Below are 23,401 nucleotides of genomic sequence, written 5' to 3'. Positions count from 1 at the left end.
GACTCGCATCGGGGGGCGACACGATTCCTGAGGCTGGTCCCTTGGAGTGGACACCCTGACAATGGATCTTGATGGTCCAGGGAGGGATGTCCAGGTGGGACGCCGGTCTCCGTACTCGGAGGAGTTCCGGAGGGACGCCGTCGTGCTGTAGCGCGCGGGCGGCGGCAAGCGCACGTATGCGGCGGTGGCCGCGGATCTCGGGATCACGGCAGAGTCTCTGTGCACGTGGGTCCGCAAGGACGCCGGAGTGCCCGCGTCGACCGCTCGTGGCGGGAACGGCCCGGAGGGCCGGGCCGAGGAGCTGACCCGGCTGCGGGCCGAGAACGCCAGGCTGCTGAAGGCAGAGAAAAGTGGCAGCCGGAGCGCGAGATCCTGCGCCGGGCAGCCGCCCATTTCGCCAAGGAGGTGAAGTGAAGGACCGCCGCTGGGACTTCGTCTCCGAGAACCGAGGCTGTTGCGTTTTGACGGGCCGACCCAGTTGCTGTGGGCTGGTGGCAGCCATGTTGGATGGCGGTACGGCAAAGGGTTTCCGGCCGGTGGACCGTGACCAGCAGTTCCTGCTCCCGGTGGACATGCGAGAGTGGCTGCCCGACGATCACGTGGTGTGGGTACTGCTCGAAGTCGTCGATCACCTGGACCTGAACGGTCTGGAGAAACGGTATTCGCTGGGTGGGGTGGGACGTCGGGCCTATGACCCGCGGATGATGCTGCGCTGTTGATCTACGCGTACGCAGACGGGATACGTTCCTCGCGGCAGATCGAGCGACTATGCCGAACCGATGTGGCGATGCGTGTGATCTGTGCGCTGCAGGTACCGGACCACACGGCGATCGCGCGATTCCGGCAGATGCATCAGGGCTCGGTGCGAGAGCTGTTCACTCAGGTCTTGTTGATCTGCGCGAAGGCCGGGCTCGGCAGGCTGGGCACGATCGCCATGCCGACCTCGACGGCCTCGCCGTCGTCCGGTCCGGCCTCACGCTGCGGGATGAGGACCCGCTCGGGATGCGGCCCGGACGGCTCCGCTCGATTGGGTGGCGCCGCGGGCGCGGGGCGGAACCTGGAGATCGGCGTCGCCATGTCCAGAGCCTGGTGCGGCCGACGGTAGTTGTAGGCGTGTACCCACTCGTCGATACTGGCCTGGGCCACCGCCAGTGTCTCGAACGGGCCGCAGGAGTCAAGCAGTTCGCGGCGCAGGCTGCCATGAAAACGCTCGATCTTGCCAGTGGTCGTAGGCGAGCGCGGCTTCGTCAGGCGCTGGGTGATGCCGTTATCGCGGCAGATCCGTTCGAACATCACCTCGGCCGGGAACGGCTTGGTGAACCGGCCCGTGAACTGCTTGCCGTTGTCGGTCAGCACCTCGGAGGGGACGCCGTAGCGGTCCATCGCGTCCGTGAACGCCTGGCAGACCGCCCGTGCGGACTGCTCGACGATGACCTGGGAATCACCAGGAACCGCGAGTGGTCGTCGATGCCCGTGCCCAGCTTGCACTCACGCCCGTCGGCCAGGAACACCCCGCCCATGAGGTCGATCTGCCACAGTTGCATCGGAGCGTCCCGCTGCCATCGCTCGTACGCACGGCGATGGCGCTGTTTCTGGTGCTGCACCAGAGCGTTGCGCACCAGCACCCGGTAGACCGTGCTGCGGCCCGGCGCGTTGGGAACACCCCGGGCCTGCAGTTCGTGAGCGATCCGCCGCGGGCCCCAGCGCGGATGAGCACGTCGCAGTTCGCAGATCAGTGCCTCGGTCCGTGCTGGCAGTCGGGGCGGGGACGCCTTCGGCCGCCGAGACCGTTCGGCCAGGCCCTCGTAGCCCTCGGTCTCGAAACCTACGTATCCAGGTGTGCAGTGACTGGCGCGACATGCCGTACTGGCGCGCGACCTCGGCCACGGTGCCGCCCGAGAGCACCTCCTGCACAACTCGATGCCTGTGCTCTGTCCGCCACTGCCGGTCATCGACGACCGGCTTTTGAGTCTTGTCAGTCATAGAAGAAGCATCAGCCGCACACCGAATGAACAGAAACCGTCGCCGATGTGACGGAACCGTCAATCAAGTCCTGGTGCCGCTCTGTAAAGGATCTCCTGAACCCCCACATCGTCAATGGTCGTCGCCTCTTCGCTCTGCCTGGCTGCGTTCGTCGCGCAGGACATCAAGGACGACGGAGCCGTTGACGGTCTCGTGAGCGACCAGTTGTTCGGCCAGGTGTTCCAGGGCGGGCCGATGGTCGCGGAGCAGCGCGATCGCACGCTGCTCGGCCTGGCGCAGCAGACGTGCGACCTCCTCGTCGACGATGCGCTGGGTCTGCTCCGAGTAGGGTGGCCGGCCGATCTCGTCGGTGGTCTCACCGAGGTAGTGCGGGTGGGAGGAGGCGTAGCCGATCGGGCCGAGTTCGGAGGAGAGGCCGAACTCGCGGACCATGCGGGTGGCGATCTGGGTGGCTCCGGCCAGGTCGTTGGCGGCTCCCGTCGATCCCTCGCCGAAGGCCACGAGCTCGGCTGCGCGCCCGCCCAGGCGCACCGCCAAAAGGTCGATCATGTAACTCTCGCTGTACAAGTGGCGTTCCGCTTCGGGGAGTTGCTCGGTGACGCCGAGGGTGACGCCGGCCGGGAGGATGGTGACCTTCGCCACCGGGTCGGCGTGCTCGCACAACGCCGCGACCAGGGCGTGGCCCGATTCGTGGACAGCCACCGAGCGGCGCTCCTCGGGCAGCAGCGCGTTGGAGGACTCCCGGCGTCCCAGCAGCACACGGTCGCGGGCGGCATCCAGGTCGTGTGGTTCGATCCGGGTGCGGTCGCCCCGTACAGCGTTGATGGCACCCTCGTTGACCAGATTGGCGAGATCCGCGCCGGAGAACCCAGGAGTGGCGCGTGCTACGGCATCCATGTCGACATCCGGAGCCAGGTTCTTGTCACGGGCGTGGACGGTGAGGATCGCGGCCCGCTCGGCCTGGTTGGGCAGCGGCACGGTGACCTGCCGGTCGAAGCGCCCGGGGCGCAGCAGGGCCGGGTCGAGGGCATCGGGCCGGTTGGTGGCGGCGAGGACGACGATGCCGCTGGACTGGTCGAAGCCGTCCATCTCCGCCAGCAGCTGGTTGAGGGTCTGCTCGCGCTCGTCGTTGCCGCCCGGCCGTGCCCCACCGGCACCACGCGATCCGAGCGCGTCGATCTCGTCGATGAAGATGATCGACGGGGCGCGTTTGCGGGCCTCGCCGAACAGGTCGCGCACTCGGGAGGCGCCGACCCCGACGAACATCTCCACGAACGCGGAGCCGGTCATCGACAGGAACGGTACGTCCGCCTCGCCGGCGACCGCCCGCGCGAAGAGCGTCTTGCCGGTACCGGGTGGCCCCACCATGATCACACCACGAGGTCCCTTGGCGCCTGCGGCGGTATATCGGTCGGGATTGCGCAGGAAGTCGACGACCTCGCTGATCTCCTGCTTGACCCCGTCGTACCCGGCGATGTCGTCGAAGCCGGTGGTGGGCCGCTCCGCCTCGATGATCTTTGCTCGCGAGCGTCCGATGGTGCTCAGCCCGCCGGTCACCGCCCCTGCGGCCCGGCGTCCCATCCACATGAAGAGGCCGATCAGCAACAGGAACGGCAGGAACGAGAAGAGCACGGACAGCCATGCCGAACCGCCGCTGCTGCTCTGGCTGGCGGTGATCTTCACGTGGTGGGAGGTCAGCTGCTGCTGCAGCTGGGCCCCGGTGGCCAGCGCGGTGGGGATCTGGGTGGTGAACTTCGTGCCGTTCTTCAGTGTGCCGCTGACCGCGCCTTTGTCGTTGATGTCGACCATCTGCACCTGGCTGGCGCCGACCTTGCCGACGAAGTCGCTGTAGGGCAGTGAACTCGTGTGCGGCCCGGACCGCGCACGCGAGAGCAGCAGGACGATGACGATCATTATCAGGATCCACCAGAAGATCCACCGCCCGCCGGCCGGCTGCGGCTGCCGGGACGGAGGGCTGGGCGGCTCACGCGGCGGCCCGGACTTGGCGGGCGGCGTCAGATGCCGGTGCGGCATCCGCACTCGTGTGATCACTGATTTCACGCCCTTCGATCGGCACCGAACCCCGTCTCCCAACCTCAACGCGGCCGCTCCCGGACGGCAGGGGCCGAATGGCCCTGATGGGGGCCAACCGGCTGGGGATCGCCCAGGCTCGTGACCGGCCACAAGCCGGCGACCAGCAGCCGACGGACGGGCGCGCCTCGTCGCCTTCACATCAACGAAGTGCGCCCTCGTGTGTGCTTGTCGGGAAGATCAGGAACTTGAAGGCGAGGAGCGCCAGAAGCACCCCGAACACGCGCTGAAGCACAAGATCGGGCAATCGTCCGGCAACATAGGCACCCACGCCTGCTCCCAGCGTGAGCCCTACTGCGCGGCCGATCGCGTAGTAGATCTTGATCTGATGCCTGTGGGCGTACTCGAACACGCCGAGCAGGCCGACCGGCATCAGCACACGAGGCCAGCGAGGTTCCGCTGGCCTCGTGTGCGGTCAACCCGAGCAGGACCAGAGCCGGGACGATGACGACACCGCCACCGATGCCAACGAGCCCTGACAGCACCCCGGCGGCCGTCCCGATCGCCAGTCCGATCAGCACCGCCGTCATGCTGCCCCTTTTCATCCCGGCTCCCGAGCGACGAAGGATGCTCAAACCATTGCACGCGCCCGACGTCAGGTGGCCGCGCAGACGGCCTCGACGAAGTGGCCCACCTGCTCTTCCGGCAGACGGCGGGCGAGGTCCGCCTCGCTGATCACCCCTACGAGGCGGTGGTTCTCGATGACCGGCAGTCGCCGGATCCTGTGCTCCTCCATGACCTGGAGGACACGGTCGCTGTCGGCGGCCGCGTCGATCGTGACCGGCTTGCCCTGCTCGAGCTGGCCCGCGGTCATGGTCGTGGGGTCCTTGCCCTTGGCAAGACACTTGACCACGATGTCACGGTCGGTGATGATCCCGTGTAGGCGGTCGTCCTCCCCGCAGATCGGCAGGGCGCCGACGTCCAGCTCCTTCATCCTGCGCGCCGCGTCCGCCAGCGTCTCGTTTTCCTGGATGCAGGTAGCGCCCGTGTGCATGATGTCTCGCGCAGTGGTCATGGCCGTCTCCTTCGAGCATTCGGTGATCGGCACGGAGAAGGGTCCAGATACCGGCCCGCCTCCGGCCGATACGGACATATGGCCAGTGTGGGCTCTCGACATGCCGCACGCATGCCGAAGCAATCGACAGCCTGGCCGCCGTTCTCACGCGCGGCCACAACCTGGAGTGACGGGCCCTCACCCTGCCCTGGAACAGGCAGATGAAGCTCACCGTGCGGGCCGCGCTCCCGTCTCAAGCGGCTGCCCGTCGTCGACCACCCTGGGGCGGCTGGTGGGCACCGTGGAGGTGAACGATGGCGTAGTGAAAGTTGAGAGACCACTGAATGACGGACTCATTCCGAAGCTGCTCGAATCGATCCGGGCGATCGGGGAACGTGGTCAACGGCCTCGCCCACGTCAGCGCAGCTACGGCCTGACTGCGGCGGACCGCCCCGTCTGCGGGCAGCGCAGTCCGCACAGTCACCGTGGATCGTTGGGCCCTGTCGCCCTGGGTAAGCTGCGGTGGCACCGCCCGCGTCGGAAGTTGACACCCCGTCGGAACACGCCCCAGCCTACGGACCGGTCAGACAGTCGACTGGAAGAACAAAGCACGGATGTCGTACGGGGTTGTTCCAGCACCGCTTCCAGGTGCCTGGGTGAGCCGTGCTCGCATACAACAGCAGTGACCGCGACGGCAATCCGGGAACGTCCTCGCTTCCTACACAAAGCGGTCTATGTATCCCTCGCGGTCGTACTTGACCGGTACCCCGCCCTCGCCGATCGCTCCCATTCCCAGCTCCGGCTGGAAGGGCACGCCCAGCTTCCGCACCAGGCAGACATCCAGCAACGCGCCCAGTGTCTCGGCGACCTCCGCGGCGACCGGAACCCCTCCACGGGGCAGGCCGAGCACCACCACCTCAGTCCCCTTGAGGTACGCCATCCGGGCGGCCAGTTACCGGCCGGCATCACGGCGATCCATGAAGAACACGATCCGACCTCCTCGTCCCGGCGGAACACATGGGGCGCGTGCTCCCCGTACCTCCATACTCGCCCCTTCGCTGGTGTCTGATACCGCAGGCGGGCACGCATGAGGCCGTACTCGACGGGACCTGTCCGGGGTCCACGAGCGCTTCGAGGTGATGGTCTGCGCCTCTCTCACCTCTCACCTCTCACCTCTCACCTCTCACCTCTCACCTCTCACCGAGGAACTGTGTACCGGCGGCATCACGGCGTTCGGCTGGAACGAGTGTGGCAGCCCATGTTCCAGCCTCGGGACCGGATCGCTCCGGCGGCCTTCGCGCGATACGTCTGTTCTTGCCCGATTCGCGAGGCGACGGGCAGCCACGCAGCATGGGTGTATACGCGAATCGTGATTTTGCGGAGGTGAACCGCAATGGGTCTTCCCGCCGTACACCGCAGGCGAGCTCGATGACTTCTTCGACCGGACGCCGCTGCCGACGGTCAAAGCCGAAAAGGTCACGGCGACGCCGGCCCACGGGGTACTGACCGTCACCGTGCCCAAGGCACAGGCGGCCAAGCCGCACCATGTCGAGATCGCTCAGGCCTGAGGCATGCATGGTGGTGGGGGCGGTTCCCAGCCCTCACCACCTGGAAAGGGACCCTCCGCCTCCAGAAGAAATCGGTGGCACCAGGCTGTGGCATCATCGACACCCGGTGTCGACCCCCACGTACAAAGCCAGGCGAAACTGCGTTCGACCCTCCGACTGATGGCCGCCGACGGCAACCTCACTCCCCGCGCCGGTCCCCGGCAGTGGGTGTGCGGATCCGGGCGGACGTCTGCCCGAAGCGGCCTGTCCGACGGCTCCGGGCCACGGTCAGAGAGCGCCGCGCCGCCTGGGGGCGGCGCCCATCAGCCATGTCACCGTGCGGCTGACGTCCGAGAGCGAGACGATTCCGACGAGCCTTCCGTGATCCATGACCAGGGCCCGGTGTTCGGCGCCCGGTTCCATGTGCGGCAGCAGATCCGCGAGCGGTGCGTCCGGCTCCACGACGATGGTCTGCGTCAGCGGCACCATCACCTCGCTCACCGTCACGGCATGGGCCTCGGCCTGTGGCACCTTTCTGGCGCTGTCGAGGGTCACCAGCCCGATCGGTGCCCCGTCGTCGGTCACCGGGAACGCCGAATGCCGGTAGCGGTAGCGCGGACCGGCGAGAAAGCCGGCGACCGTGGTGTCGGCAGAAACCGTGAGAGGTTCGGGCGTCATGGCGTCCCGCACCGGGACACCGGCGAGCACGCCGCGCAGCTGGGCCTGCCGCCCCTCGGCGGTGGCAGCCGCGATGAGGAACCAGCCGATCAGGGCTGGCCAAAGACCGCCGTATGCGCCGGTCCTCATGAACGCGATCAGCCCGAACACCACGAGCAGCCATCCGAAAGCCCGCCCCGCCGCAGTCGCGCCGGCTGTCGCCCGCAGCCGGTCTCCTGTGCGCCACCACAGGAACGCGCGCAGCAGCCTGCCCCCGTCGAGAGGTGCGGCGGGCACCGCGTTGAAGACCGCGAGCAGCACATTGATGCCTGCCAGCCACGCCACCATCTCCACCACGATCCCGGATACGGATGCCAGGCGGAGCAGCCAGGTCCCGAGTGTGAACAGCCCGCCCAGAAGGAGGCTGACGAGCGGGCCGACGCCGGCGATCCTCAGCTCCGCGCCGGGGCTGGACGCCTCGCCCTTGAGCCGGGCCACTCCGCCCAGTAGCCACAGGACGATGTCGTCCACCTCGACCCTGTTGCGCCGGGCCACGATGGCGTGCGCCAGCTCATGTGCGAGAAGAGAGGCGAAGAAGACCACGGCAGTGCACAGGCCGGCGGCCCAGTACACCGCCCAGGAACGCCCTGGATGCGTCTCTGGAAGGCGGCCCTGTGACAGGCCGAACGCGATGATGCCGAAGATGAGCAGGACGCTCCAGTGCACGCCGACCCGGACCCCGGCGATCCGCCCCAGAACGAATGTCGCTCGCACAGCTCTCTCCCCTGCTCAAACCGTCATCTGACGCGCAGCCGTCTCACTCCGACCACCGCCCGCCTCGTACCGTCGGAACGATGTGAGCGCCAGATCCCGATCCCCATGGCAATGCCAAGTGGGCGGGGAGGGACGCCGCCACCTGTGGGCACGACTTCCGGGGCACGAGCCTCGATCCGGCCGGCTCATCGGGAGTGATACGCGGTGTGCGCACCACGTCATCATTGGTCACTCGTACGCCTCAGGGCCCATGGGGGACGTACACCGCCGCGCTGTTCAGGTTCCATGGCCGGAGCCGCGGACCACGACGACGGGGCACGGGGCGTGCTGCACGCAGTGCTGACCAACGGACCCCAGAAGTGCCTCGTTGAATCCGCCGTGCCCCCGGTTGCCTACAACCAGCAGGCATGCTCCTGCAGCGGCAGCGAGCAGGACGGCAGCCGGGTGCCCGTGGGCCGCGATGGGACGGAGGTCGACCGGCCGGCCCGGGCCCGGGCCGAGGGCCTCGTTGATCGCCTCATCCAGGGTCTCCCGTGCCTGCTTCTGATAGTCGGCCGGATCCTTGTCTGTGGGCGGGGCCAAGCCATACCAGGCCGTCGGGAAATCCCAGGCAATGGTCGCGTCGACCACGCCACCCATCAGCTTCGCCTGGCCGACCGCCCACCGCAGGGCTGCCTTCGACGATTGGGAGCCGTCGACACCCACCACAATCCGCGGAACTGATGTCGCTTCGTCACTCATCACGCACCTGTTTGGTCGCACTTGGTATCCCCCTTCTCACCATCCCCGTGGGAGCCGCGGGCCGCCACTTCAGCAGAGCATCGATGACGTATGCCGACGGTGGTGCCCCGCGGCCCTCGCACTGGCGCAGCAGCCCGGTGGGCTGCTCGAAGACGCAGTTCCCTCGCTATTTGGCGAAGTGGCCGCAGACGGTTCTCCTATTGGCCCCCAGTCGGCGCTCTGGAGGGGCACTCACTCACCCATGGAAAAACCGCCAACCATTCCATAAAGAGCAAAAGCGACCTCTGGGTCGGAGCGCAGACGTTTGAGTCGCCGTCGGTGGTGTTGTGGAGGAAGGTGACTGTCCACCGCGCGCAAAACCCCGGTCACCGCACCGCCCTGTGGCGGAAGTGTATGCAGCCGTCGATCGCTACGTTGCGATGCGTATCGGTTTGGGTCAGCAGCGGTGACACCATCTGGAATTCGTGGCCAGTGTGCCGATCGGGGTCGTCATCGTCGGCGGGGCCGACGGCCTGGCGGTACCGCCATATAGCGCAGGCCCTCCATCGGGAGGAGCGCGCCTGTCGCAGTGCCGGTATGCCCTGATGATGTGCTGACGCAGACAGTGAATTCTGGTGGGAGGAGTGCCGTGGACAGCGTCCCTCTCCGGGCGCCTCGACACCGTCCGGCCCTGACGCGGTGCTACCGCTCGGCGGTGACAACCGGTGTCTGAGCGGCCGGAATCCGCGGCCGCCGGTCAAGAGGGCTGGGAGGCAGGCCGTCTCGTGCGGCCGGGCCCGGTGTGGTGGCTCGGTGCCGGCCTGGTGGTGGGGGCTGCGGTCGTGGTGGCTGTCTGGCGACGGCACGAGCTTGCCCAGGCGTTCCACATCATCTCTCGGGTGCGTGTGCCGCAGTTGGCGGTTGCCGTGGGGTGCGAGGCGCTGTCGGTGGTGTGCTTCGCCGCTGTGCCCCGTCGCCTGCTGCTGGCGGGCGGGGTGCGGTGGAGTTTGCGGCGGATGACCGCGATCGTGGTGGCCGCCAACGCCATGGCCGGCGCGCTGCCGAGCGGTGCGGCCTTCGCTACCGCATGGGTGTACCGGCAGCTGACCCGTCGGGGCGTGGAACCAGTCCTCGGGGCCACCGTGCTGGTGGTCGCCGGGGTGCTCTCGGCGCTCGGCCTGGCGATCCTGACAGTGCTGGGGATGTTCACGGTCGGTGCGGCCGGTGCCGCTGCCGTGGTGCGTCCGGTTACCGGGGTCCTGATGCTGGCGCTGGTGATCGGTCTGGTGGTCTTCAGCCTGTCCCGCTTCGCGGGCTTCCGCGGAACGGTGCGGTGGGCCTGGTCCGGCACGGGCGGACGGTCCAGGAGGGTACAGCAGGCCCAGCTGATGCTGGTGCGCGTGATGGAGCAGGCCAGAAGCCTGCAGCCCGGCTTCCGGCCGTGGCTGAGACCGGCAGCGTACGCCCTGATGAACTGGGTCTTCGACGCTGCCTGCCTGGCAGCCTGTCTGTGGGCGCTGGGCATCGGCGTGCCCTGGCGCGGGATCCTGCTCGCGTACGCGCTCACACAGATCCCCGGCAGCCTGCGGCTGACGCCCGGCAGCATCGGGGTGGTCGAGGCGAGCCTGTCCGCATTGCTGGTGCTGTATGGCCTGCTTCCCGGACCAGCGATCGCTGGGGCGCTGCTGTACCGGGCCATCAGCTATTGGGCACTGCAGCCGGTCGGCTGGGCAAACTGGATCGGCGTGACCTTCCAGACCGATCGACCCTCCCGGAGTCCTGGGCACCGGACAGACTGCGGCACACGCCAGCCGAACGAGCCACCTCCGCGCGAGCCAGAAACCTGACCGGCTGTCACCGTGCTGCGGGGAGGGGGCATCCGTTGAGATCATCAGCACCGGCCGTGGTGACTCAGCACCGTGGTCGTTCCTGTGCGGCGCCGGGAGGAGGGTTGCGGTCGTGCTGCGTGCGGGATGCGGTTCCGAGACGTATACGTCTCTCCGCGCTACCTCGCCGGATCCCTCCCTCGGCCGGGAGTCCTTCAGGGCGGGACTGTCAAACGAACGGTCCTGTCTCACACTCGGTCACCACAGAATGGGCGGGAAGGATCACTCCCGCCGGTCCCGTTCCGCAGCCTGTTCGCGGTAGTACGTGCGCCAGATCAAGCGGTGCACCCGCGTCCATCGCGGCACGGACCGCACGCCGGGGAGGAAGGGCACCAGTATGAAACCCAGGCTGAGCAGGGCCATCACGCCCCAGATCAGGGCGTCGGCGTTGCCGGAGGACTTAAAGGGCTCGATCTGATACCAGAAGGTGTACAGCCACAGCCAGGCCTGACCGGGGTAGTTCCCGGTCTCGTTCATCATCCCCCACTGGTCGCCGCCGAGATGCTCGGCACGGGCCAAGGACTCCACGTAGGAGCCGTCGGACAAGAACAGCAGCGGACGGGTGTAGTCGGTCTGGTAGAACTTGCCCTCCGCCTGGAGTGTGCCGTCCAGGGCTCCGCCGCGGGCCAATTCGAGAAGGCGTGTCGTGAGCACGGGCACCGGGCCGTAGTCGCCCTTCACAGGGGTTGAGCCGCCCGCCTTGCTCAGGGCGTCGGAGTAGGCCGCGGTCCATGCGTGGCGTCGGGCGGGCGGGGCGGCGGCCCAGGCCGCAAGCGCCGCGGTAACGGCCGGCGGCTCCGGGGCATCGCGCAACGGGCGTAGTACGAAGTCATTCGCGGTGTCCACCGGGATACGGACCCCCGCCATGCTCTGCAGCCCGAGGGGCCCGAGCGTCTGCGCCGCGCCCGGCGTGTGGTTGTACGGCGGCCCGTACTGGGCCGTCGCGCTGATGCCGCCGAGTTCGGTTACGGCGGTGGCTGTGAAGTCGGCGCCGTCGGCCCGTGCCCAGGAAGCCAGAGTCACCGGCTTGACGTCAGGCGAGGAGAAGACCGCAGCCAGGACCGCGGTCAGCAGCGCGATCACGACCAACGCGACGGCGAACTCCTTGACCAGGTCGTACGGCCTGGTGGGGAAGGCGGCCGGGTCCGGTACGGCGGACCTGCGGGGGCGTCGGCTCAAGGCGTCGCCTCCTGAGCCGTGCCGTCCGCGGCGGGAGTGGTGACATCGATGGGCGGGACGATCCCGCGCAGCCTGACCAGGAGAATGTGCCAGACCGTCAGTACGCAGAGGACGAATGGCAGCAGGACGATGTGCCACATCAGCATCTGCCCGAAGTCCAGCACATTAAAGAACGCGCCGATGCCGACCGAGTTGAGCCCGTCCTTGGCCTGCCCGGCGATCCACTGGGAGTCGAAGTTCTGCTGAACCAGGTAACCGGTGAAGGCGGTGCCGATCGAGGCGAAGAAGCACACCGTGCCGGTGATCCAGGTCAGCGCCCGCCTGCCACGCCAGGCGGCCATGAAGAACTTGCCCCACAGGTGGCTGACCATGAAGAACATGAACAGCTCGACGCTCCACAGGTGCAGGCTGTTCACGTACTTGCCGGTATCCGAGACGTGCCACCACGCGGGCCCCTTCAGGGCCAGCACCCCGCCGGTGACCAGGACGACGATCAACGCGGCCATGGTGAGCACACCGAAGACGTAGATCCACGAGGCCATGTACGCAGGCTGGGTATCGGGCAGCAGCTTGTCGGGCGGCAGCACACGGACGGCTCGCCGCCGGACCGCTCCCGTCCAGCCTCCTCCCGCCCCACCTGTCTCGCTCACCGCCGGCCCCGCCCTCGGGGGAAGGGGAGAAGCAGGGCCACCACGAAGACGACCAGCATCAGTCCGATGATCACGAGGTTGGCGACAGACACCTGCACCACGCCCCAGTGCACATATTGCCCGGTCCCGTTGAGATCGATGGGCGCGGCAAGCCCGCGCTCCACGGAGTGCGGATGTCCTGTCATGAAACGACTCCCCTCAGAGTTGAGATCAAGTAGAGCGCCTTATAAGACCTTCGGCACTCCGGCCCACCCGGGCTATAGGCCGAACAGCGCATCGCACGGGAGCGGCCATGTCCCGGGTCCGGAACCCGGTGTATCCAGCGCCGGTACGGCTGCGCGCATCGCGACCGGAGAAGAGACACAGGCAACTGCGGCCGTATGAGCGCGGCTATCGCAGAGTTGCGTCGTACGGCGCCGGATCAACGACAGAGCCCCGGTTCTCGGGCGGTCTCCCGGTGTAGGAGCCTCCCGGGCGTTGTGGGTGCCGGGGGCCGGCGGGCAACCCCGGGGTGGGGGGGGGGGGGCCCCGGGGGGCTCCGGGGGCCCACGACCCGCACGGCCACGAGCCAGCTGATGGCAGCGAGCACCGCTTCCAGCGGGTACTTCCACGGCGACGCGGAGGGCTCCAGCAGCAACAGGTGCACCACCACCGGGAGCAAGGCGAAGCCGGTGGCCAGATAGGCCCGGGTGAAGCGCTCGCCGAGGGCGATGGGGAACGTCCTGCGGTCGTTGACCAGGTCGCCCTTCACGTCGCGCAGATCCTGAAGCGGGATCAGCAGCCAGATGGACACGGCCAATGTGATGACCCAGCGCCAGGCCGAGGGGGTGAGCGGGGCGACGATGGTCCAGGCCGCGGCCAGCTGGACCGTCACACCGATACCCATCGAGAGGTTCTTCAGGAACCAGTGCCGCTCCCAACGCGCCACGTTGGTCAGCAGATAGGTCGCCTCCCACGCCAGGGCCCAGAACAGCACGCCGAGCCACCAGGCGACGGCGGGGAAGAGCAACAGCACCACGACGGCCCGGCGTTGTGCGCCGCGGTAGCTGGAGCGACCGGTGACCAGCGGCCGGAAGGGCTTGTTGACCCGGTCCTCCTCCACCCCGTACAGCTGGTTGGTGAGGGTGAATCCGTAGATGTAGAGCCAGAAGTAGAGCGCCCCGCACAGGAAATCGACGGCGATCCGGCCGCCGGTGTGTCCGCTGTGGCGCGCCGCCGCCAGGACGAACGCGGTGGCCGGCAGCACCGTGGTCCACACATCGTTGCTGATGAACCGGCCGCTCACCTGCACCTCGTTGACGACGGCGCGGACGGCCACCGCCATCGGCGGGCGCCGGGAGGCCGGGCGCGCCGAGCCGGGGGGCGCGCTCACGACGACCGCTTGGTCGCCGCTCGCGCGATCTCCCGGAGGGCCGCCGTGACGGCGGGCGGGAAACCGGCCCGGTCCAGGGCGTGCAGGGCCTGTCCATGACGGTCGGCGATCATGTCCTCGACCCGCCGCCGGGCTCCGGTCGCCTCCAGTATCCGCCGGACGGCGGCCGCGCCCTCCGCGTCGAGGTCCTGCCTGCCCAGCAGGCTCCTCAGCACGGACAGCTGGCTCTCGTCGGCCCGTTGGACGGCAAGTGCCACGAGGGGGGTCCGCTTGCCCTCACGCAGATCGTCGAGGTCGGACTTGCCGGTCACCCGCGGGTCGCCGAAGACACCGAGCAGGTCGTCGCGGAGCTGGAATGCCTCACCGACCGGCAGGGCGTAGGCGCTGCACGCCTCCAGGTCGGCCGCGCTCCCGTCGGCCAGCACCGCCCCCACGTGCAGCGGTCGCTCGATGGTGTATTTGGCGGTCTTGTACCGCACGACGTCCATGGCCTCCTCAAGGTCACCGGTCACCCGGCCGGTGGCGAGGAGGTCGAGGTACTGGCCGAGCATCACCTCGCTCCGCATCGCGTCCAGGACCGGGCGCAGCGCCCGGTGCTGCCGTGCCGACATCGTCGCGCCGGTCAGGAGCTCGTCCGACCACACCAGGGCCAGATCGCCGAGGAGGATCGCGCCGCTCACGCCGAACCACTCGGTGGACGCGCCGTCGCCGCCCGCCCGCACGGCCTCCAGGGCCCGATGCGCGGTGGGATGGCCCCGGCGGGTGTCGGACCCGTCCATCACGTCGTCGTGGATGAGGGCGAACGCGTGGAAGAGTTCGAGGGAGGCGGCGGCGTGCAGCGCGACCCCGGCCTCCGGGCCGCCGCCCGCCGCGTACCAGCCGCACATGCAGAGCAGGGGGCGCAGCCGCTTCCCTCCGGCGGTGACGAACCTGCTCAGGATGCCGATGAGTTCGGGAAGCTCCGCCGAATCGGTCGACTCGGCCTTGGCGGACAGGAATCGGGTCAGTGTGCTGTCGACCGCCTGCCGGACGGCAGCGAGGTCGAGGGAGTCCGCGACGGCGGTGGTCATGATGTCTTCTCCTCGGCGGTCAGCTGCAGTTCCTCGGCCAGCTTCATGGCCTCGTCCACCAGGGTCTCCACGATGCGGGACTCCGGCACCGTCTTGATCACTTCTCCGCGCACGAAGATCTGGCCCTTCCCGTTGCCCGAGGCGACACCGATGTCCGCCTCGCGGGCCTCGCCGGGTCCGTTGACGACGCAGCCCATGACCGCGACCCTCAGCGGGTACGGGAAGCCCTCCAACGCCGCGCTCACCTGGTCGGCGAGACGGTAGACATCCACCTGCGCCCGGCCGCAGGAGGGGCAGGAGACGATTTCGAGCCGACGTTCCCGCAGTCCCAGTGACCGGAGGATCGCCGTGGCGACCTTGACCTCCTCGACCGGTGGTGCGGACAGCGAGACGCGCACGGTGTCGCCGATGCCCTCCGCCAGGAGCGCGCCGAAGGCCACCGCCGACTTGATGGTTCCCTGGAAGGCCGGCCCGGCCTCGGTCACGCCCAGGTGCAGGGGGTAGTCGCACTTCTCCGAGAGCAACCGGTAGGCGTTGATCATGACGACCGGGTCGTGGTGCTTGACGGAGATCTTGATGTCGCGAAAGCCGTGTTCCTCGAAGAGGGAGCACTCCCACAGGGCGGACTCGACGAGTGCCTCGGGAGTGGCCTTGCCGTACTTCCGCAGCAGCCTGTCGTCGAGGGAGCCCGCGTTCACGCCGATCCTGATCGGTACGGCGGCGTCGGAGGCGGCGCGCGCGATCTCCTGCACCCGGTCGTCGAACCGGCGGATGTTGCCCGGGTTCACCCGGACCGCGGCGCAGCCCGCGTCGATCGCGGCGAAGACGTACTTCGGCTGGAAGTGGATGTCCGCGATCACCGGGACGGGCGACTTCGCGGCGATGGCGGGGAGCGCGTCGGCGTCGTCCTGGCTGGGGACGGCCACCCGTACGATCTGGCAGCCGCTCGCGGCGAGTTCGGCGATCTGCTGAAGTGTCGCGTTGACGTCGGCGGTGAGCGTGGTGGTCATGGACTGGATGGACACGGGCGCGCCGCCGCCGACCGGTACGGCCCGGCCGTCGCGGCCGACCAGGATCTGGCGGGTCGCGCGCCGCGTGCGCGGGCGGGACGTCACGGAGGGAATCGGGAGTGCGACTGCGGTCATGGGTTCGTCCCCTCGTCGAGGATGGCGTGGCCGCCCAGGCGGTTGAGCACCGCGGTGGCGATGGCCCTCCCGTCCAGGCCCTGCCTGCGCAGGATGGAGCCGCGGGAGTCGTGCGCGACGAACTGGGCGGGAAGCGCGAGCGTGCAGTTGCGCGGGGCGCCGGGGATGTCGGACAGCGCGTGGGCGACCCTGCTGCCGAGGCCGGCGACCTCGATGTTGTCCTCCACGGTGACGACCAGCCGGTGGTCCAGTGCCATCCGGACGAGGGACGGGTCCAGCGGTGCCACCCAGCGCGGGTCGACGACCGTCGCCCCGATGCCGTGTTCGTCCAGTGCGCGGGCCGCTTCCAACGCGTCGGCGGCCAGTGGCCCGGCGGCGACGACGAGGGCGTCCGGTCGCTCCCCGCGGTGCAGCACGTCGATCGTGCCGATCCGTTCGACGGCCGGGATGTCCTGTCCCGCCGACGCCTTGGGGAAGCGGATGGCCGTCGGTCCGTCCGAGACCGCCACCGCCTCGCGCAGCAGCTCGCGCAGGCGTGCGGGGTCGCGGGGCGAGGCCAGCCGCAGTCCCGGCACGAGGGAGAGGAGCGAGGAGTCCCACAGGCCGTGGTGACTGGCTCCGTCCGGGCCGGTGACGCCGGCCCGGTCGAGGACGAAGGTGACCGGGAGGCGGTGCAGTGCGACGTCCATCAGCACCTGGTCGAAGGCGCGGTTGAGGAACGTCGCGTAGACGGCCACCACCGGGTGCATGCCCGCGGTCGCGAGCCCGGCGGCGCTGGTGACCGCGTGCTGCTCGGCCAGGCCCACGTCGAACACCCGGTCCGGATGCGCCTCGGAGAACGGCAGCAGGCCGGTGGGGCGCAGCATGGCGGCGGTGAGGCACACGATGTCCTCGCGCTCCGCGCCGACCGCCTTCATCTCCTCGCCGAAGACGGTGGTCCAGGTGGGTGCGGTGCGGTAGTGCGGCCTTCCCGTCTCGCGGTCGACCACGCCGACGGCGTGCAGGCAGTCGGCCTCGTCCGTCTCGGCGGGCGGGTAGCCCTTTCCCTTGACCGTGCGGCAGTGCACGACCGTCGGCCGGGGGGCCGTGTCGGCCTTGCGGAGGGCTGCCTCGACCGCCTCGATGTCGTGCCCGTCCACCGGGCCGACGTAGTCGAGTCCGATGGATTCGAAGAGGGCGGCGACGGCGGGGGCGTCCGGCTCGCCGTCGACGCGGCCGGATCCGCCGGCGGGCGGGCGGCCGAAGAGGCCGACGGTCGGGTCGTAGGACCGGCCGTTGTCGTTGAGCACGACCGTCACCGGGCGCTCGGGGGCGGCTCCGATGTTGTTCAGCGCCTCCCAGGACATTCCGCCGGTGAGCGAGCCGTCCCCGACGACCGCGACGACCCGGCGCTCCGGCGTGCCCGCCAGCGCGTGCGCCTTGGCGATTCCGTCGGCGTACGACAGTGCGGTGGAGGCGTGGGAGTTCTCGATGACGTCGTGGACGGACTCCCGCCGGGACGGGTAGCCGGAGAGCCCGTTCCGCCGGCGCAGCCCGTCGAAGGCCGCCCTGCGCCCGGTGAGCAGCTTGTGGGTGTACGTCTGGTGGCCGGTGTCGAAGAGCACGACGTCCCGGGGCGATTCGAAGACCCGGTGCAGGGCGAGGGTCAGTTCCACCACTCCGAGATTCGGGCCGAGGTGGCCGCCCGTGGTGGTCACGGTGTCGACGAGGAAGGTCCTTATCTCCGCGGCCAGTTCCGCCAGCCGGTCGGCGGGCAGCGCACGCAGGTCTCGCGGGGAGTCGATGGTGTCCAGCAAGGCGGTGGTACGCCGTTCCGCGGTCTCCACGCTCATCGGGCACACACCCCCCTGGGCAGTGCGAAGTGCACGTTCTCCTGGGTCACTTCTCGCTCCTTCACCGTCGCTGCTCCGAGGCCGGCGAGCACGTCGACCACTTCCTCCACCAGTTCGGGCGGTGCCGACGCTCCCGCGGTGAGTCCCACGACCGCGGCGTCGCGAAGGTCGGCGGGGCGGATGTCCGAGGCGTCGTCGATCAGTCGGGCCGCGGTTCCCCGACGGTTGCTCAGTTCGACGAGGCGTTGGGAGTTGGACGAGTTGACCGATCCCACCACGAGCACCAGATCGGCGTCGTCCGCGACCGCGCGCAGGGCCTCCTGCCGGTTGGTCGTCGCGTAGCAGATGTCCTCCGAGCGGGGAGCACGCAACGCGGGGAAGCGTTCGGCCAGTGCTGCCACGATCCCGGCCGTCTCGTCGACGGCCAGCGTCGTCTGGGTCAGGTAGGAGATCCGCTCCGGGTCGGGCACGCGCAGGGCCGCCACGTCGGCCACGCTCTCCACCAGGACCATGTGGTCGGGCGCCTCCCCGAGGGTCCCTTCCGTCTCCTCGTGTCCCGCGTGCCCGATGAAGACCACGGTGTCCCCGTGTTGTGCGAACCGGCGTGCCTCCGCGTGCACCTTCGTGACCAGGGGGCACGTCGCGTCGATGACGTCGAGGTCGCGTTCGGCCGCGCGCCTGCGCACCGCCGGGGAGACACCGTGCGCGGAGAACACGACGGTCGCGCCGACGGGCACCTCGTCGAGGTCGTCGACGAACACGGCTCCCCGGCGCTCCAGATTCCGTACGACGTGGATGTTGTGCACGATCTGTTTGCGGACGTATACCGGGCTGCCGCGGTCGGTCAGGACCCGCTCCACGATCTCGATCGCACGGTCGACGCCCGCGCAGAACGACCTGGGGGAGGCGAGCAGCACCGTCCGGGTGCGGAACGCGGCCCCCAGTTCCCGGAACACCTCCCGCACCGCGGCCCTCGCCCGCTCGTCGCCCGGGGCGGTGGCCACGCCGAGGATCTGCTTCCTCGCACCCGGCGGGGCGCATCGGGCGAGGTGAAGCACCGGGTCACCGGGGCTCCCGGTCGTTGCGGCGCGCAGTGTGCCGCTGTGCACGGTGAATCCCCGTCGCCGAAGCTCCCCGTGCAGAAGCCGACGGCTCCCGGGGCTCGGGAAGGTGCACGGGTCCTCGCCCTCGATCCCCTCGGCGATCACCACGTCGTCGGGCGCGAGAGCCAGATCGCCGGATCGCACGGCCAGAGTTTCCGTCCGCATGCAGGAGTTCACCGAAGAACCTTCCCGTTTCCACCGAAGGGCTGTGCGTCCAGCAAAGCCGACCGGTGGCCCCGGAACAGCAAATTCATTTGCCCCTTTCCTTCGGTCGCGGAATTGGGTGGTGTGCGGCACGGAAAAGGCGCGGCACCCCGAGGATATTCGGGGTGCCGCGCCGTCTCGGAGAACGAGTTGCGCCTACCGCTGCTGTCGCCGGTGTTCTGTCCGGTCGGCCGGACCGGCGTACCGCCTCACGGCTTCGGAATCGCCACCGCGGTGTAGGGAGTGGTCGGGGTGGGCGTCGTCGTCGTGCGCGCGTTCGGGAGGTAGAGCCGGTCCCCGTCCGCCGCGATGCGGGTGGGAATGTCGAAACGCGCGTCCGTGGTGCGCAGGACGGTCTCGGCGCGCAGCCCGTGATCGTCGAGCTGCAACGACGCGACCTCGTTCTTGCGGTTCTCGGCCACGTACAGGGTGTGGTCGACCAGGAGCATTCCATCGGGATTCGTCAGGGCCTCGACCCCGGTGTCCACCGTACGGGTCACCCCGCTGAGCGGGTTCACCTCGAAGAGCTTCCCGGTGCTGATCTGAGCGATGATCAGGCCCTTTCCGTCGGGCGTGGACGCGATGCCGCTGACGTTGAACCCGTCCGCGTACTGCAGGTCACCGGTGAGCGGCAGGGTGACCAGTTCGCTCTGCAGCGGCAGCGAGCCGTCCGCGTGCAGCGGAAGCTCGTAGAGCACCGGGTTGAAGGAGTCCGTGAACCAGACGGCGTCCCGGGTGACGAGGACATCGTTGATGAAGCCGGTGTCGGCCGCCAGCTCGTAGTCGGCCAGCACCGTCCCGTTCGTGCTGTCCACGATCCGGCCGTCCCCCATGGACCCGCCCGCGACGTACAGCAGGTGTCCTGCGCCGGCCTTCATCCCGGTGGCCATCCCGCCCGTTCCCGTGCTGAGCGTGCTGCCCTCGCCGGTGGACAGGTCGACCTGGTAGATCGCGCCGTCGTTCAGCGAACCGAAGTACGCCCGGTGCTCGTCCGAGCGGATGGCGATGCCGTCCGGACGAAAGCCGTCCGGCAGCCGGAGCGTCGTGGGCGCCTCCGGGACGGCCGTCCGGTCGGACGCGTGCGCCGGCCCGGTGACTCCCAGCGCGGCCGTCGCCACGGCCACCATGGATATGACCAACCTGCGAAACATGTTTCCCCCGTTTCTTGTTTCCTTCGACGGCCGTCAGCGGCCGTTCATATGCATGACTGCTTCCGGATAGCGGGTTCCCGCCACCGTCTCCGGCGGCAGCGCGTCGTCAAGACGCCGCAGATCCTCGGCATCGAGCACCACGTCCACTGCCGCGAGGTTCTCCTCCAGGGTGACCCTGCGCTTGGTCCCGGGGATCGGCACGATGTCCTCGCCCCTGTGCAGCAACCATGCGAGGGCGATCTGGGCCGGCGTCGCGCCGAGTTTCGCCGCCACCTCGCGGACCACCGAAGCGGCGGCGGTGTTGGCGGTGAAGTTCTCGCCCTGGAACCGCGGGTCGTAGCGGCGGTAGTCGGATTCCGGATACTCCTCCGCCGGCAGCGCCGTGCCGGTCAGGAACCCGCGCCCGAGCGGCGCGTACGCCACGAGGCCGATCCCCCGTTCACGGACCGCCGGCAGGATCTCCTGCTCGATGTGACGCTCCCACAGCGAGTACTCCGTCTGGAGGAACGCCACCGGGCAGACGTCATGGGCACGGGCGATCGTTCCCGCGCCCGCCTCCGACAGGCCGAAGTGGAGCACCTTCCCCTCCCGGATGAGTTCGCCGACCGTTCCCGCCACCTCCTCGATCGGCACTTCGAGGTCCACGCGGTGCTGGTAGAGGACGTCGATCCGGTCCGTTCCCAGCCGGCCCAGGGATGCGTCGACCACCTTGCGGATGTGGTCGGGCTTGCTGTTCAGCCCTCCGCGGCGGGTGCCTTCGAACTCCCACCCGAACTTCGTCGCGATGACCGCCTCGTCCCGGCGGCCTCGGAGCGCGCGACCCAGCAGTTCCTCATTGACGAAGGGACCGTACGACTCCGCGGTGTCGAAGAAGAAGCAGCCCTGTTCGAGCGCCCGCCGGATCGTCGCGATCGACTCCTCGTCGTCCGGGACTCCGTAGGTCTGGCTCATTCCCATGCAGCCCAGTCCCAGAGCGGAGACTTCCGGGCCGATGTTCCCCGGCCGACGCCGCGGAATCACTAACGATTTCAAATCCAGGGCCCTTCCCATAGGTTCCCGTGGTTGTTATTCCAACCCCTCGGATCCGTTTTCCGTCTTCGCATCCTAGAATCCGGACATCCGATCCGGGCCGAACTTACGGAACCAACTCCCCGCTTGTCAACGAGAATCCTCATGGAGACCCCGCATGAACAGGGACATAGACGCCCAAGATCCACACCACCCGAAGCAGGAAGCCGAACCATCGCTCCGTTTCGGTCCGGCCCTGCGCTCGGACGCCCGGCGCAACCGGGCCCGGGTGCTGAAGGCCGCCCAGGACGCCTTCGCCTCGGAGGGCCTCGGCGTGCCCCTTGACGAGATCGCCCGGCGCGCGGGGGTGGGTTCCGGCACCATCTATCGCCACTTCGCCAGCAAGGAGGCGCTGTTCGAGACGATCGTCCTCGGTCGGCTGGAACAACTGGTGGACCATGCGGAGAAGTTGGCGGAATCGGACGACCCGGCCGGCGCCCTGTTCGAGTTCCTCGCCCTGACCATCGAGGAGGGCAGCGTGCGCAGGGACATGGTGGACGCCCTCGCCGGGGAGGACATCGACGCCTCGGCCGCGGTGCCGCGGGCGAGGCGCCGTCTGCGGCGGGGCATCGGCAAGCTGCTCTTCAACGCACAGCAGGCGGGCGCCGTCCGCGACGACATCAGCGTCGCCGACCTCATGGCCCTGATCACCGGGCTGATCCTCGCCCGCAACCGCAACGACGGCGGCGCGGCCGTGCCGCAGCGCGTGCTGAGCGTCGTCTGCGACGGCCTGCGGCACGGCTGCTCGGACGGCGTCACAACAGTCCCGCCCGCTCGGCCAGTCGGTACAGGTCGTGGCGAACGGTGATGCTGTCCTGGCCGATCGCCTGCTTGAGAAGGTGGCGCGCGTAGACGTTGAACCGGGCCTCCTCGGGCGAGGCCCGGTCCGCCTGCATCAGTGCGAGCACCGCCCCCGGCTGGTTGCGCCGGTGCAGGTGGGCCCGGGCCAGGGTGAGGTAGAAGCGTGCCTGCCCCTCGCGGTCCAACTCCTCCACGCTGTCCACGTGTTCGGCCAGCCGCAGCGCCTTGCCGGAACGGCCGAGCACGACCTCGACCCGGACCCGGTGGACCGCCACGTCCACCGGCCGTGCGGGCGCCGCCGTCGCCCGCACGGGATCCGCTGCCGGCACGCGGTCCGGCACGTCCTGGACCAGCAGGGCCGCTCTGTCGAGCAAGCGCTCGGCGCCGTGGTGGTCCTGTGCGAAAGCGGCGGCCTCGGCCGCGGTGAGGTACAGCCACGCACGCGCCGCCGCGGTCGGGCACCCGGGGCAGCCGTCGCACGGTTCCAGGGCGTCGGCGGCCGCGACGCACATGGCACGCGCCTCCGACGGGGCATCGAGGCGCAGCAGGACGTCGCCGAAGCCCCGCAGACACGCGGCCTCGGTCAGGGGTGCCGAGGCCAGCCTGGCCTCGGCGAGCGCCCGGTCGGTCGCCAGCAACGCCAGCGACAGGTCCCCGGAACCGTGCAGATAGGTGGCTGCCAGCCGATGTGTCTCCGCGCTCAGCCGGAGAACTTCCGGGTCGGCGCGGTCGGCGTGCGGCGGGCACACCCGCTCCAGCAGTCCCGGCAGGCAGGTACGCACGACGGACCAGCGACGCGCGGAGTGCCGCCAGGACCTCCACGCCTCCGTCACCTCCGAGCGCAGCCGCTCGACGTCGCGCGGCCCCCGGTCGCCGCCGCGGGCGGCAGCGCGGTGGCCGAGGAGTGCGGCCCGTATGTCCGGTGCCGCACCGACGGTGAACTCGTCCATGCTCCGGCCCGGCACGGCCGCTCCCATGAACGCCCCGACATCCTTCACCTGGAGGACCTCGGCGAGGCGCAGCAACGTCGACAGCCGGTCCACCTGCCGCCCCTTGCGCTCCACCTGCCGCAGCCATTCGGAGCTGTGCCCGACCAATGAGGCGAGGGTCTGCCGGGAGAGTCCCCGTCGGCGCCTGAGCAGTTCGATCCGTTCCCCGATCGTCTCTTGCACGA

General features: G+C 69.2%; 21 protein-coding genes and 5 pseudogenes. 5 read left to right on the top strand and 21 right to left on the bottom strand.

Going from position 1 to position 23,401, the window contains the following annotated elements:
• Positions 1 to 94: 94 nt before the first annotated feature.
• A pseudogene (locus tag ACFC79_RS25190) lies at positions 95 to 449 on the top strand (transposase); the annotation flags it as partial.
• A 266-nt stretch (positions 450 to 715) separates the two neighbouring features.
• A pseudogene (locus tag ACFC79_RS25185) lies at positions 716 to 826 on the top strand (transposase); the annotation flags it as partial.
• A gap of 53 nt (positions 827 to 879) precedes the next feature.
• Here the strand turns inward: ACFC79_RS25185 and ACFC79_RS25180 are convergent.
• The 8 genes and pseudogenes from ACFC79_RS25180 to ACFC79_RS25145 form a co-directional block, all read right to left on the bottom strand.
• Entirely contained in the window at positions 880 to 1,383 is a 504-nt protein-coding gene (locus ACFC79_RS25180; RefSeq protein WP_376243924.1) for an integrase core domain-containing protein, read from the bottom strand.
• Positions 1,350 to 1,799, bottom strand: coding sequence for a helix-turn-helix domain-containing protein (locus ACFC79_RS25175; protein WP_376244017.1), 450 nt, complete (start codon positions 1,797 to 1,799; stop codon positions 1,350 to 1,352). The genes ACFC79_RS25180 and ACFC79_RS25175 overlap by 34 nt, the downstream gene beginning before the upstream one ends.
• Positions 1,768 to 1,983, bottom strand: a pseudogene (locus ACFC79_RS25170) (transposase); the annotation flags it as partial. The gene ACFC79_RS25175 and the pseudogene ACFC79_RS25170, both read right to left, overlap by 32 nt.
• A gap of 111 nt (positions 1,984 to 2,094) precedes the next feature.
• Positions 2,095 to 4,035, bottom strand: coding sequence for an ATP-dependent zinc metalloprotease FtsH (gene ftsH, locus ACFC79_RS25165; RefSeq protein ID WP_376243921.1), 1,941 nt, complete (start codon positions 4,033 to 4,035; stop codon positions 2,095 to 2,097).
• Between the two features lie 181 nt (positions 4,036 to 4,216).
• A complete protein-coding gene (locus tag ACFC79_RS25160) occupies positions 4,217 to 4,453 on the bottom strand; it encodes a hypothetical protein (protein WP_376244030.1) in 237 nt (78 codons plus the stop codon).
• A 16-nt stretch (positions 4,454 to 4,469) separates the two neighbouring features.
• A pseudogene (locus ACFC79_RS25155) lies at positions 4,470 to 4,604 on the bottom strand (sulfite exporter TauE/SafE family protein); the annotation flags it as partial.
• Positions 4,605 to 4,669: 65 nt separating this feature from the next.
• A complete protein-coding gene (locus ACFC79_RS25150; RefSeq protein WP_376243918.1) occupies positions 4,670 to 5,089 on the bottom strand; it encodes a CBS domain-containing protein in 420 nt (139 codons plus the stop codon).
• Positions 5,090 to 5,816: 727 nt separating this feature from the next.
• Positions 5,817 to 6,008, bottom strand: a pseudogene (locus ACFC79_RS25145) (phosphoribosyltransferase); the annotation flags it as partial.
• A 511-nt stretch (positions 6,009 to 6,519) separates the two neighbouring features.
• Between ACFC79_RS25145 and ACFC79_RS25140 the strand changes: the two are divergent.
• Positions 6,520 to 6,636, top strand: coding sequence for an Hsp20 family protein (locus ACFC79_RS25140; protein WP_376244014.1), 117 nt, complete (start codon positions 6,520 to 6,522; stop codon positions 6,634 to 6,636).
• Between the two features lie 267 nt (positions 6,637 to 6,903).
• On the opposite strand, the gene ACFC79_RS25135 is transcribed toward ACFC79_RS25140, so the two are convergent.
• Both ACFC79_RS25135 and ACFC79_RS25130 read right to left on the bottom strand, forming a co-directional pair.
• Positions 6,904 to 8,046, bottom strand: coding sequence for a site-2 protease family protein (locus tag ACFC79_RS25135; protein WP_376243916.1), 1,143 nt, complete (start codon positions 8,044 to 8,046; stop codon positions 6,904 to 6,906).
• A gap of 276 nt (positions 8,047 to 8,322) precedes the next feature.
• Positions 8,323 to 8,787, bottom strand: coding sequence for a universal stress protein (locus ACFC79_RS25130; protein ID WP_376243913.1), 465 nt, complete (start codon positions 8,785 to 8,787; stop codon positions 8,323 to 8,325).
• A 704-nt stretch (positions 8,788 to 9,491) separates the two neighbouring features.
• Here ACFC79_RS25130 and ACFC79_RS25125 point away from each other — a divergent pair.
• Positions 9,492 to 10,613 (top strand): YbhN family protein, encoded by a 1,122-nt coding sequence (locus tag ACFC79_RS25125; protein ID WP_376243911.1) that lies wholly within the window; start codon positions 9,492 to 9,494, stop codon positions 10,611 to 10,613.
• A gap of 261 nt (positions 10,614 to 10,874) precedes the next feature.
• On the opposite strand, the gene ACFC79_RS25120 is transcribed toward ACFC79_RS25125, so the two are convergent.
• The 10 genes from ACFC79_RS25120 to ACFC79_RS25075 form a co-directional block, all read right to left on the bottom strand.
• A complete protein-coding gene (locus ACFC79_RS25120; RefSeq protein WP_376243908.1) occupies positions 10,875 to 11,831 on the bottom strand; it encodes a hypothetical protein in 957 nt (318 codons plus the stop codon).
• Positions 11,828 to 12,481 (bottom strand): cytochrome b N-terminal domain-containing protein, encoded by a 654-nt coding sequence (locus ACFC79_RS25115; protein ID WP_376243906.1) that lies wholly within the window; start codon positions 12,479 to 12,481, stop codon positions 11,828 to 11,830. Before ACFC79_RS25115 ends, ACFC79_RS25120 begins: the two co-directional genes overlap by 4 nt.
• Entirely contained in the window at positions 12,478 to 12,666 is a 189-nt protein-coding gene (locus tag ACFC79_RS25110; protein ID WP_376243904.1) for a hypothetical protein, read from the bottom strand. The genes ACFC79_RS25115 and ACFC79_RS25110 overlap by 4 nt, the downstream gene beginning before the upstream one ends.
• Before the next feature lie 236 nt (positions 12,667 to 12,902).
• Complete coding sequence (locus ACFC79_RS25105) at positions 12,903 to 13,853, bottom strand: UbiA family prenyltransferase (RefSeq protein ID WP_376243902.1); 951 nt, start codon at positions 13,851 to 13,853, stop codon at positions 12,903 to 12,905.
• Positions 13,850 to 14,923, bottom strand: coding sequence for a polyprenyl synthetase family protein (locus ACFC79_RS25100; protein WP_376243899.1), 1,074 nt, complete (start codon positions 14,921 to 14,923; stop codon positions 13,850 to 13,852). The genes ACFC79_RS25105 and ACFC79_RS25100 overlap by 4 nt, the downstream gene beginning before the upstream one ends.
• Positions 14,920 to 16,068, bottom strand: a complete 1,149-nt coding sequence (gene ispG, locus ACFC79_RS25095) for a flavodoxin-dependent (E)-4-hydroxy-3-methylbut-2-enyl-diphosphate synthase (protein ID WP_376243896.1) — start codon at positions 16,066 to 16,068, stop codon at positions 14,920 to 14,922. Before ispG ends, ACFC79_RS25100 begins: the two co-directional genes overlap by 4 nt.
• Positions 16,065 to 17,900, bottom strand: coding sequence for a 1-deoxy-D-xylulose-5-phosphate synthase (locus ACFC79_RS25090; protein ID WP_376243893.1), 1,836 nt, complete (start codon positions 17,898 to 17,900; stop codon positions 16,065 to 16,067). Before ACFC79_RS25090 ends, ispG begins: the two co-directional genes overlap by 4 nt.
• Positions 17,897 to 19,168, bottom strand: a complete 1,272-nt coding sequence (gene ispH / locus ACFC79_RS25085; protein WP_376243891.1) for a 4-hydroxy-3-methylbut-2-enyl diphosphate reductase — start codon at positions 19,166 to 19,168, stop codon at positions 17,897 to 17,899. The genes ACFC79_RS25090 and ispH overlap by 4 nt, the downstream gene beginning before the upstream one ends.
• Before the next feature lie 248 nt (positions 19,169 to 19,416).
• Positions 19,417 to 20,358 (bottom strand): superoxide dismutase, encoded by a 942-nt coding sequence (locus ACFC79_RS25080; RefSeq protein ID WP_376243889.1) that lies wholly within the window; start codon positions 20,356 to 20,358, stop codon positions 19,417 to 19,419.
• Between the two features lie 33 nt (positions 20,359 to 20,391).
• On the bottom strand, positions 20,392 to 21,375 hold the full coding sequence (locus ACFC79_RS25075) for an aldo/keto reductase (RefSeq protein WP_376244011.1): 984 nt from the start codon (positions 21,373 to 21,375) through the stop codon (positions 20,392 to 20,394).
• 169 nt (positions 21,376 to 21,544) lie between these two features.
• Here ACFC79_RS25075 and ACFC79_RS25070 point away from each other — a divergent pair, with 169 nt between their 5' ends.
• Positions 21,545 to 22,234, top strand: coding sequence for a TetR/AcrR family transcriptional regulator (locus ACFC79_RS25070; protein WP_376243887.1), 690 nt, complete (start codon positions 21,545 to 21,547; stop codon positions 22,232 to 22,234).
• On the opposite strand, the gene ACFC79_RS25065 is transcribed toward ACFC79_RS25070, so the two are convergent.
• On the bottom strand, positions 22,182 to 23,399 hold the full coding sequence (locus ACFC79_RS25065) for a helix-turn-helix domain-containing protein (protein WP_376243884.1): 1,218 nt from the start codon (positions 23,397 to 23,399) through the stop codon (positions 22,182 to 22,184). The two genes, ACFC79_RS25070 and ACFC79_RS25065, sit on opposite strands and share 53 nt — an antisense overlap.
• Positions 23,400 to 23,401 lie beyond the last annotated feature (2 nt).

The organism is Streptomyces sp. NPDC056061, from assembly GCF_042266885.1.
Lineage (GTDB): Bacteria > Actinomycetota > Actinomycetes > Streptomycetales > Streptomycetaceae > Streptomyces.
The sequence above is the reverse complement of the archived record's forward strand: the minus strand, read 5'-3'. Positions and strand labels throughout refer to the sequence as shown.